At 38.4% G+C, this 11,288-nt stretch carries 10 protein-coding genes; 4 read left to right on the top strand and 6 right to left on the bottom strand.

Translation table 11 applies throughout. The features are described from left to right. The 3 genes from ACGLXV_RS17655 to plsY form a co-directional block, all read right to left on the bottom strand. On the bottom strand, positions 1 to 396 hold a 396-nt coding region (locus ACGLXV_RS17655; protein WP_391559657.1), incomplete at its 3' end, for a DoxX family membrane protein. A gap of 256 nt (positions 397 to 652) precedes the next feature. Next, entirely contained in the window at positions 653 to 2,137 is a 1,485-nt protein-coding gene (gene putP, locus ACGLXV_RS17650; protein ID WP_391559656.1) for a sodium/proline symporter PutP, read from the bottom strand. A gap of 225 nt (positions 2,138 to 2,362) precedes the next feature. After that, positions 2,363 to 2,980 (bottom strand): glycerol-3-phosphate 1-O-acyltransferase PlsY, encoded by a 618-nt coding sequence (gene plsY, locus ACGLXV_RS17645; RefSeq protein ID WP_391559655.1) that lies wholly within the window; start codon positions 2,978 to 2,980, stop codon positions 2,363 to 2,365. Positions 2,981 to 3,212: 232 nt separating this feature from the next. On the opposite strand from plsY, the gene ACGLXV_RS17640 reads away from it, so the two are divergent. Both ACGLXV_RS17640 and rlmD read left to right on the top strand, forming a co-directional pair. Further along, positions 3,213 to 4,151, top strand: coding sequence for a diacylglycerol kinase (locus ACGLXV_RS17640; RefSeq protein ID WP_160548517.1), 939 nt, complete (start codon positions 3,213 to 3,215; stop codon positions 4,149 to 4,151). Positions 4,152 to 4,248: 97 nt separating this feature from the next. Continuing rightward, complete coding sequence (gene rlmD / locus ACGLXV_RS17635; RefSeq protein WP_391559654.1) at positions 4,249 to 5,619, top strand: 23S rRNA (uracil(1939)-C(5))-methyltransferase RlmD; 1,371 nt, start codon at positions 4,249 to 4,251, stop codon at positions 5,617 to 5,619. 258 nt (positions 5,620 to 5,877) lie between these two features. Here the strand turns inward: rlmD and ACGLXV_RS17630 are convergent, their stop codons facing one another. From ACGLXV_RS17630 to hxlA, 3 genes are all read right to left on the bottom strand, one after another. Beyond that, positions 5,878 to 6,597, bottom strand: a complete 720-nt coding sequence (locus ACGLXV_RS17630; protein WP_391559653.1) for a 3-ketoacyl-ACP reductase — start codon at positions 6,595 to 6,597, stop codon at positions 5,878 to 5,880. Positions 6,598 to 6,709: 112 nt separating this feature from the next. After that, a complete protein-coding gene (gene hxlB, locus ACGLXV_RS17625) occupies positions 6,710 to 7,267 on the bottom strand; it encodes a 6-phospho-3-hexuloisomerase (RefSeq protein ID WP_133370873.1) in 558 nt (185 codons plus the stop codon). A 6-nt stretch (positions 7,268 to 7,273) separates the two neighbouring features. Next, positions 7,274 to 7,906: a 3-hexulose-6-phosphate synthase gene (gene hxlA, locus ACGLXV_RS17620; protein ID WP_391559652.1), complete on the bottom strand. Its 633-nt coding sequence runs from the start codon at positions 7,904 to 7,906 to the stop codon at positions 7,274 to 7,276. 748 nt (positions 7,907 to 8,654) lie between these two features. On the opposite strand from hxlA, the gene zwf reads away from it, so the two are divergent. Together zwf and gnd are read left to right on the top strand one after the other, a co-directional pair. Beyond that, positions 8,655 to 10,112, top strand: a complete 1,458-nt coding sequence (gene zwf / locus ACGLXV_RS17615; protein ID WP_391559651.1) for a glucose-6-phosphate dehydrogenase — start codon at positions 8,655 to 8,657, stop codon at positions 10,110 to 10,112. Between the two features lie 47 nt (positions 10,113 to 10,159). After that, positions 10,160 to 11,053, top strand: coding sequence for a phosphogluconate dehydrogenase (NAD(+)-dependent, decarboxylating) (gnd, locus tag ACGLXV_RS17610; RefSeq protein ID WP_391559650.1), 894 nt, complete (start codon positions 10,160 to 10,162; stop codon positions 11,051 to 11,053). The last annotated feature ends 235 nt before the right edge of the window (positions 11,054 to 11,288 follow it).

Below are 11,288 nucleotides of genomic sequence, written 5' to 3'. Positions count from 1 at the left end.
CACACCCATTAGAATGTCTGTAGGGTTATGAGATACCGTACCAGCAAGCATGAAAGAGAAGTTCATGACTAGACCAAAGAACATAGCAGCACTTGTAAAGCAACCAAGAATTAATCCTAAACCGACTAAAAACTCGCCCCAAGGTACAAGGAAATTAAATAGATCCACGTTTGGTAGTGCCACACCTTCAAGGAAAGATACATACCAACCATAAACAATTCCATCTGGACCAGCCACAGGGTTTGCAATAGAACCTTTTAAAAATCCAGCAGCATCAAACCCACCACCAGTTATTTTGCCCCAGCCTGCTGTCATCCAAGCGTAACCGAGATACACACGTAATAATGTAAGAAGCGCTGCAGAAATCTTGTTTTCTCTTAAAAATTGATTAAACATAAATGATTCCGCCTTTCGAAAATGATTTAATTAATGATTACACTCATAATATACGACGTGACCATAGTAATAACCACAGGGATATACGTTAGTTCACAGTTTGTTAAAAGCTTATTGACCGAAGTGTGAACTATGTCACTTTTATGAACAACAGGAATAGACAAGTTTGGTGGAAATAAGTATGTATTTCCCAGGAAAAGAGTATTTCCGACAAAAAAACAACCCATTCGTTGTCGAATGAGTTGTTCAGTAAGGGTTATTTCTCTTCCTTTAATAATGCGATAGATTCATTAAATTCTTTTTCAATTTGATCATTGTGTTTAAATGTGAGGATGCTGACAATAATCGCAACGATCGCATTGAGGATGAAGCCAGGAACAATTTCGTATAAGTCAAAAATTCCACCCTCAGCTTGTTTCCATAAAATCACCGTAATGGCACCTGTGATTATCCCTGAAATAGCTCCCCAGTTCGTCATCTTTTTCCAGAAGAGACTGAGGATAATAACAGGACCAAAGGACGCGCCAAATCCTGCCCAAGCGTAGGCAACGAGTGAAAGAATCGTATTGTCTTGATCTAAGGCTAATAATAAGGCAATAACAGCCACTGTTAATACGGCTAATCTTCCTAATAAGACATAATGCTTGTCGGTCGCTTCTTTCTTTAATAATACTTTGTATAAATCTTCAATAAGAGCACTTGAAGTAACAATGAGCTGAGATGAAATGGTGCTCATGATCGCAGCTAAGACAGCGGCTAGTAAGAACCCTGCAATGATCGGATGGAACAAATATTGCCCAAGTTCAATAAAGACAGCTTCTGGATTAGAAAGGGTTAAATCAGGATTTTTCTTAAAATACGCAATCCCAATCATCGCTGTAAGGATGGTTCCAATTAGAGAAATTATCATCCAGGTCATCCCAATGCGACGGGCACTTTTTATTTCTTTAACGGTCGTGATGGCCATAAAACGTACGATGATATGTGGCTGGCCAAAGTATCCTAACCCCCACGCCATAGCCGAGACTACTCCGATGAAGCTAGCCCCTTTTAATAAATCCAAAAAGTTTGGATTCACAAGTCGAACGGTTTCAAACGTTTCAGAAGGTCCACCTGTTGCAAATACACCAATAATAGGGACAAAAATAAGTGCGAGTAGCATCATAAGTCCTTGAATAAAGTCGGTATAACTTACGGCCAAGAACCCACCAAATAAGGTATAAGCAACAACAACAGCAGATACGATCAATAAACCCGTATGATAGCTAACACCGAAAGAGCTCTGAAAAAATACGCCTCCTGATACCATTCCGGAAGAAACATAAAACGTAAAGAAAACAAGAATAACGATACCAGAAACAATTCGAAGAAGCATCGTACGATCTTTAAATCGATTCTCTAAGTAACCAGGAATTGTGATTGAGTCGTTTGCGACTTGAGTATAGGAACGAAGTCTTGGAGCAACAAGAACCCAGTTGAGGTAGGCACCTATGGTGAGTCCGATGGCAATCCATGCATCGACCATTCCATTGACATAAATGGCTCCAGGTAACCCCATTAAAAGCCAGCCACTCATGTCAGCTGCACCTGCACTGAGTGCTGTTACCGCAGGACCTAATGAGCGTCCGCCTAACATATAGTCCGTCAGATTACTAGTTTTTCTGTAAGAGTACCAACCAATTAGTAGCATACCCGCCATGTAGATCGCAATGGAGATCGCTTGGTAAAATTCATTCGACATATACCTTCCCCCTTTATTATAGTGAAAAACTAATTATAAAAATATATGCAATATTCTATCATTATTATGCAAACGTGACGATATTTTTTTACCCGAAATAAATCGTGAAAGTGGTAACAAAAAAGCTTTTCTTAGAAAGTATTGGATCCATTTTTCGAATAATAATTCATTAGTTGAAAATACTTAAAAAAATTCAATCAAACGTTTGATTGAATTTTTTAGTCTTCATTTTATAGGTTTAGGAGGGATTCTGTCATCCTTAAGCTTCTTATCATTAATTTTTAACTCCGTATGATTCAAATAATTACGGATATTGGAACGGTGTAAAAAGAAAAGGAGAAGTAAGAATAAGAAAAAAATAAGATCTGTATGATAGCCTTCCTCAAAAAAGGAATAAATCAGCATGGCGACCCCAACGGATATCGAACCGAAAAAAACATATTTTGATAGAAAAATAACTATGAAAAAGGTAAGAAAGGTAATTAGAAATAAAACAGGATTATAAACGATTAAAAAACCAGCAGTGGTCGCAATGGCTTTCCCCCCGCGAAACCCTGCAAAGATCGGAAAACAATGACCAATCACCGCAATTAATCCCGCATACAATGGATCGAGATTGGAATGAAGCAGCAAGGGTAAATACGTCGCAAGGGCCCCTTTGCCAACATCAACGAGAAGCACAATGATTCCTGCCTTCTTTCCAAGAACCCTAATGGTATTGGTAGCACCAGGATTGTTACTACCGAGCGTTCGAATATCCACTTGAAAGAGCCATTTTCCAACGAATAATGCGGTTGGAATGGAGCCGAGTAAATAGGCTATGATAAGTAGACCATACTCCATATGATTCCTCCTTACATTTAATTGTTATTTGTCTAAATTTTACCATATTCCTACCGGTGCTGTTAGAGTTGAGATTTTTACTTTTACCTATCTCCATGATATGATAGATTGTCAACAAATTTGCAGGAATGTAAGCAGTGAGATATGATATTAATGTTAAATGATGGAATCGACATCGGAGTATACATACTAATAGAAAAAGAACCTTATTTTTTGAAATAGGATGATGAAAATGAAAAGAGCAAGAATTATTTATAATCCTACCTCAGGGAGAGAAGCCTTTAAAAAGCAATTGCCGGAGGTACTGCAAAAGCTAGAAATGGCCGGTTATGAGACTTCTTGTCATGCAACAACTGGTGCAGGTGACGCAACAGAGGCGGCTAAAATTGCCGTTGCTCGAAAATACGATCTTGTCGTAGCGGCAGGTGGAGACGGGACGATCAATGAAGTGGTCAATGGACTTGCTGAGCAAGAGTATCGTCCAAAGCTTGGAGTCATTCCAGTTGGAACAACCAATGATTTCGCCAGAGCTCTGCATATCCCGCGGGACATTGAAGCGGCAGCTGATATTATCGTTAAGGGAGATACGATTCCTGTTGATATCGGCCGAATCAATGACAAGTATTTTATTAATATTGCGGGTGGCGGTCGTTTAACGGAGTTAACGTACGAGGTGCCAAGCAAACTGAAAACAATGCTTGGGCAACTGGCTTATTACTTAAAAGGCATTGAGATGCTTCCTTCCATTCGTGCGACAGATTTAAGTATTGAGTACGATGGAAAGCTTTTTGAAGGAGAGGTCATGCTGTTTCTTGTCGGGCTAACCAACTCAGTGGGTGGCTTTGAGCGACTGGCTCCCGATGCGTCGATAAATGATGGAATGTTTACTTTATTAATTTTAAAGAAGACAAACCTTGCAGAATTTATCCGCATCGCCACATTAGCTGTACGCGGGGAGCATGTTAACGACCCGCATGTTATTTATACAAAGGCAAACCGTATCAAAGTCCACTCAGAGGAAAAGGTTCAGCTCAATCTGGATGGAGAATTCGGAGGTCTTCTACCTGCGGAGTTCGTGAATTTATACCGACATTTAGAAGTGTTTGTACCGATTGATCAAATACGTGAGCAGGACCGACCAGCGGAAGGTTGGAATGTTTCAGGAAACTAATCACTACATAGGTGGTTAGTTTCTTTTTGTAATTTCGTATCAGAGATGGAGTTATGATACAATTTTTCATATCGAAAAATGATAAAGGAAGTAACCAATGACAAAAACAATACCCGTTCAAAAAAATGATTATATAGAAGTTGAATTTGAAGACTTAACACATGACGGTGCAGGTGTAGCCAAAGTGGATGGCTATCCGTTATTCGTCAAAAACGCTCTGCCAGGTGAAAAAGCAAAGATAAAGGTCATTAAGGTCAATAAGGGATATGGATTCGGCCGTTTAGAGGAAATCCTTGAACAAAGCCCGTACCGTGTAGATGCCCCATGCCCGATTTACAAGGAGTGTGGAGGCTGCCAGCTTCAGCATCTGAGCTATGAAGGACAGCTACTAGCGAAGGAAAAACAAGTAAGAGATGTCCTTACCCGTATCGGCAAGCTAGAAAATGTAAAGGTTCATCCTGTATTAGGCATGAGTGAGCCTTGGAGATACCGAAATAAAGCACAAGTTCCTGTAGGTGAGCGTGAAGGTGGCTTGATTGCCGGTTTTTATCAGCAGCGCAGCCATGAAATTATTGATATGGAAGCATGTATGATTCAGCAGGAAAAAAATGACGAGGTCGTACAGGCGGTTAAGAGAATCTGTACAAAATATGGTGTCACGGCCTATAACGAGCAGCGTCATAAAGGAACATTAAGGCATATCATGGCTCGACATGGACAAGTCACGAAGGAAGTCATGGTCGTTCTTGTAACACGTACCCCAGAGCTTCCAAACAAAGAGAAGATCGTTAAAGAAATCGTGGAGAGTGTTGAAGGGGTTAAATCGATCATCCAGAATGTCAACTCAAAGAAAACCAATGTCATCCTTGGCGACGAGACTCGTGTGTTATGGGGAGAAGAGGTCATCTATGACTTAATCGGCAACGTCAAATTTGCAATTAGTTCAAGATCGTTTTATCAAGTAAATCCAGAGCAAACGAAGGTACTTTATGACCAAGCCCTTTCTTACGCTGAATTAACTGGTGAGGAAACCGTGATCGATGCTTATTGTGGAATTGGAACGATATCGCTGTTTCTGGCGCAAAAGGCCAAGAAGGTGTACGGAGTTGAAATTGTTCCTGAGGCGATTGCAGATGCGAACCGGAATGCAGAGTTAAATGGGATTGGAAATGTAGAATTCGCGGTAGGAGAAGCAGAGGTCGTGATCCCTAATTGGTATAAGGAAGGGATTGTAGCGGATGTACTTGTCGTGGATCCACCGCGTAAAGGCTGCGATGATGCCTTGCTTCAAACCATTATTGAGATGAAGCCTAAGAAGGTGGTTTATGTGTCTTGTAATCCGGCTACTTTGGCGCGGGATTTGCGAGTGCTTGAGGATGGTGGGTATACGACACTAGAAGTTCAGCCTGTTGATATGTTTCCGCATACGACGCACGTTGAGTGCGTGTCGCAGTTGATTTTAAAATAATTTCTCCATCACTATCCAAGCCATGTTGAGTGCTGTTCATTACTTATCAGAAGAGAATTATTTTAATAAAGGCATCCATATTGGATGCCTTTTGCAGTATAAATAAATCTCCCAATCCCATTTTAGCCGCCCATTTTTGCTGCTCTCATTATTTCTTCTATTCGCTGCTTTCTCCAAATATCTGAGATTTTTATATTTGCATTTTTAAATTCATCTTTTACGAACAAAAGAAACAGACCCTACTGGATCTGCTTCGTTTTATGATGGATTTGTTGACCATAATCCAGCTGTTTTAACAAATACTCTTGGATTTAATTTTAAACTAGCCACGACTAATTCTGCAAGGTCTTCTGGGTGCATCACGTTTTCTTCATTGCCTTTAACAAGATTTGTATCAATGGCTAAATCTGTAACGACCGTACTTGGCGTTAAAGCAGTAACACGGACATTATGTTTTCTTACTTCTAGCATAAGTGATTCTGTTAGCCCTAATACAGCGAATTTAGAAGCACTGTAAGCACTTGTAACAGGAGCACCTTTTTGGCCAGCAGATGAAGAGATATTGATGATATCTCCTGATTTTCTTTCGATCATTCCTGGTAATACTGCTCTTGTTACATTATACACACCCATTAAATTGACTTGGATGATTTTTTCCCATTCTTCTGGTGTTAAATCAAGGAATCCACCAAATTTAGCAACACCTGCATTGTTGATTAGGATATCAATTGGACCTAAGTCTGATTTGATATGTTCAACAGCATGAGTAACGGATTCAAGATCGGTAACATCTGCTGTTGCTGCAGAAACCCTTACATCAAATTGTGCTAGTTCAGCAGCTACCTTTTCTAGATTAGACATATTTAAGCCGATTAGGCCTAAATGAACACCTTCTTTTGCTAAGGCGATAGCAGTAGCACGTCCAATGCCTCTTCCTGCGCCAGTAACTATTGCAGTTTTTCCATTTAAAGAAATCATTTTATCACTCCTAAATTTAATACAAATTGAAGTAGTTCATTCTAACAGAAAGACCGCAATCTTGCATGGAAACAGCTTGCGGTCTTTCCGATTTAGAACTCGAGGAATAAATTTATTCTAAGTTGGCGTGTCTACCGTACATTTTATTGGTATCCAAACCTTTTTTCTCCATGAAGCGAAGAATCACAGCGTCGTAAAATAGTAAAAGTGTTTGCTCAAATAATGAGCCCATTGGTTGAATCGTCTTAAAATCACTCTCCGACTGATCTTTAGGTGAGCCAGGCAACTTAATTGTGATATCCGCTAATTGTCCAATAGTGGACTCAGGGAAAATGGTTACAGCTGCAATCGTCCCACCGATACTTTTTGCCTTCTCAGCCATGGAAACTAAACCTTTCGTTTCTCCTGATCCAGATCCAATGATTAAGATGTCATCTTTTTCAAAGTTAGGGGTTACTGTTTCGCCAATCACATAGGCATCTATCCCCATGTGCATCATTCGCATGGCGAATGATTTGGCCATAAATCCAGATCTACCTGCGCCTGCAACAAAGATTTTTTTTGATTCAAGAATCCCATTAACTAATTTTTCAGCTTCATCATTCGAAATTAAATCTACGGACCGATTTAACTCTTTTATGATTTCAGCTAGGTATTGAGTTGTATTCATGCTGAATTACCCTTGATTAATCATTTGTTGCATTTTGGCAGCAGCAGCTTTTTTATCAGCTTGTCCAGTAATCCCGCCACCTACAATGACAAGGTCTGGTTCTACTTTGATGACTTCTGGAAGTGTGTCTAACTTAATCCCACCTGCGATTGCAGTTTTAGCATTTTTTACAACACTTTTGATAGTTTGTAAATCTTCAAATGAGTTCTTTCCAACTGCTTGAAGATCATAGCCAGTATGAACACAAATATAATCAACGCCCATAGCGTCCACTTCTTTTGCACGTCCAGCAAGGTCTTTTACAGCAATCATATCAACAAGGATTTTTTTACCTTGTTTTTTCGCTTCTTCAACAGCACCTTTGATTGACATATCTTCAGCAGTTCCAAGAATTGTAACGATATCTGCACCTGCTTCAGAAGCTTTCATTACTTCATAACCAGCTGCATCCATAATTTTTAGGTCTGCTAATACCTTTAAGTTAGGGAATGCTTCTTTAACTGCTTTTACAGCATGAAGACCTTCATTGATTACAACCGGTGTACCGATTTCAACGATATCAATATGTTCCTCTACTTCTTTTACCAGCTCAATTGCTTCTGGAATATTTACTAAATCTAATGCTAATTGTAATTCCATCTATATTCACTCCTATAATTTTTTTATTGTTGTACAGTGATAATGTCTCCAAAGTGTACAGTAATATAATCCTTATAGTGCTTTATCTGTACCTGCAAGAAATAAGGAATATCATGTCCTCTCACTGAACAATTGCAAGTATACAACGTATGATTCAACATTGAAAGTACGCACTTTTATTTTACATAGTGTTAAAAAGTATACTATAAGACAAACCGCATAAAGTCTTTCTATTAACTTTAAAAGAAACAATGCACCATTCCGCATGGCCTATTTTCTGTATAAGTGCTTGATAATTGCCCAAATTGTCATTGTATTACCTATTTATATGGTGAAGGTGATTTTTAAGTAAAAAGAAGAAAATAATCTATTATATAACCAATCCATTTATTTATTCGAAATTAAAAAGGGTTATATTGTCAGTTGATCCTGGCCAGGGAGAGGATGCTCACCCTGGCTTTTTAATTTATTTAACACAAAAATAGATGAGTCTATTTCCTTTAGTATACTTTTTGTTAGTATGTTCTATTTTTATCACTATTTAAATAAAAAGTGCGTACTTCCATTTAATAAATGTAGGTATTATACTTACATCTTGTTGCAACATTGGATTCACGAAATACTGTGGTAATTGATCAGTCATCTGATCTTCCGCATTCAGTTTAATACGTTGAAATTGGCTATTAAGAGTAATAGTAGTTTTTTAAGAAAGGCATAAGTGAAATTTTAAATTTAGGAGGTATGTAAAATGGAGGCAATGACATTTGTCTTATTTGGGGCGACAGGGGACTTAGCAAAAAGAAAAATCTTCCCGGCTCTATATAATTTATTTTTGGATCAAAAATTACCTCTGCCCATCTCAATTATTGGGGTGGGCAGAGGAGATTTATCAGATACAGATTTCCAAAACCATGTGGAAGATTCCTTAAAAACATTTTCTAGACGATCACTAAATGATGATTCAAACCTTGAAGTGTTTATCCGTGCCTTTCGGTATAGCCATGTAGATGCTATCAAGGCTGAAGGATATAAAGGATTACTTGAACTCGTTAAACAACGTGAAGAAGAATTGAATATTCCAGAAAATCGTATGTTCTACCTATCTGTTGCTCCAGAGTTTTTTAATGTGATTGCTTTCAACATTAAAGAGAGTGGTCTAGGTTCTACTAAAGGTTGGAAACGTCTAATTATCGAAAAACCGTTTGGACATGACTTAAAATCAGCTCAAGAATTAAACGATAAACTAAGTAAAGCTTTTGATGAAGAAGAAATTTTTCGCATCGACCACTATCTTGGAAAGCCGATGGTCCAAAACCTGGAAGCGTTAGGATTTGCAAATCCAGTGCTTCAAGCATTATGGAACAACCAATACATTGCAAATGTGCAAATTACTGCAAGCGAAACAGTTGGGGTTGAAGAGAGAGCTGGTTATTATGATCAAGCTGGGGCTATTCGCGACATGTTTCAAAATCACATGCTACAAATGTTGATGATGACAGCCATGCAGCTGCCAAAACAAATTAGTGCAGAAGAGATCCGCAATGAAAAGAGAAAAGTAATAGAATCACTTCGTCCATTAAAGAAAGAGGATGTGGTGAATCATGTGATTCGAGGTCAATATGGTCCTGGTGAAATCCAAGGTAAACCAGTTGTTGGGTATACAGGAGAATCTGAAGTTGCTCCTTCTTCTTTAAATGACACATTTGTGGCTGCCCGGCTATATGTGGATGATGATTTTTGGAGAGGGGTTCCTTTCTATATCCGTACAGGAAAAAGAATGACAGAGAAATCGACCCGAATTGTGATTGAATTCAAAAATACTTTAAAGGATTTGTATAGGACTCAAGAAGAAGAAACTGCGCCAAATCTTTTAGTGATTGAAATCAATCCAAACGAAAGTGTTTCATTACAATTAAATAGTAAAAACCCATTAAACAATGGAAAAATCGAACCAGTCAATGTTGGTTTTTCTGCTAAGCAAGCAGATATTCCTGAAGCGTATGAGCTATTAATTTACGATGCAATGCGTGGCGACTCAACATTCTTTGCACATTGGAAAGAAGTGGAGTTGTCTTGGAAATGGGTACAGCCTATCTTAGAGGCTTTTGAGGAAAATACAATTTCCCTTCAATTATATCCATCCGGGTCAATGGGACCAGATGCTTCCCATCAATTATTGGCAGAGGAAGGATATAAATGGTGGTAGTAATAAAAGATGAAGAATATTTTTAGATTATTAAGGAGGAAATGAACATGAAAGTTGGATTAATTGGTTTAGGAAAAATGGGATTAAACTTAGGTCAAAATTTAATTGATAACAAGCACGAAGTAGTAGCTTTCGATGTAAATGGAAGTGCCGTTGAAGAAATAAAGAAATACGGTGCTCAAGGTACATCTGATTTAAAAGAACTTGTTGAATCATTAGAAAAACCAAGAGTTGTATGGATTATGGTTCCGCATGCTGTGGTAGATTCAGTAATTGATGTAATAACACCATTATTAGGCACTGGAGATATCGTAATTGAAGCTGGAAATTCTCACTATAAGGAATCCATTCGCCGATATAACCAGCTAAAGGAAGTAGGAATTCACTTTATGGATGCCGGTACCTCTGGTGGAATGGAAGGTGCTCGTAATGGAGCATGTTATATGATTGGAGGAGACCCTGAAGCCTGGAGCATCGTGGAACCTATTTTCAAGGATACAGCTGTCGAAAACGGATTTATCTATGCTGGTAAAGCAGGGAGCGGTCATTTCTTAAAAATGGTTCACAATGGAATTGAATACGGTATGATGGCAGCGATTGGTGAAGGATTCGAGGTATTAGAAAAAAGCGATTTCGATTTTGACTACGAAAAAGTGGCTAGAGTGTGGAATAACGGCTCAGTTATTCGTTCATGGCTCATGGAGTTAACTGAACGTGCATTTTCAAAAGATGCAAAGCTAGATGAAATTAAAGGGATTATGCACTCTTCTGGTGAAGGGAAATGGACAGTTGAAACAGCTTTAGATTTACAAGCAGCCACTCCTGTTATCGCAATGTCTCTTTTGATGCGTTACCGTTCATTAGACAGCGATACTTTTACAGGTAAAGTGGTAGCTGCATTAAGAAACGAATTTGGTGGACATGTTGTTGAAAAAAACTAACAGAATTACATCTGTCACATTTAATAGAAAATGAGTCAATAAAAATAGGCGAAGAAAAATAGCTCATTATTTGTGAAATGGTAATGAAAACAATGAATATGATGGTAGAAAGGGATGTGAAGGTCATGAATGTATTGGATGCAAAAATGATAAATACTCAGTATGGTATAGAAACTTATCTAGATCTATTGAAAAATGTTGAAGTGAAAGACATTCAATATGTTATAGAGGCAGC

The sequence above is a fragment of the Robertmurraya sp. genome, assembly GCF_036676585.1.
Lineage (GTDB): Bacteria > Bacillota > Bacilli > Bacillales > Cytobacillaceae > Robertmurraya_A.
Note: the sequence above shows the minus strand (reverse complement) of the source record. Positions and strands in the feature narration are given on the sequence as shown.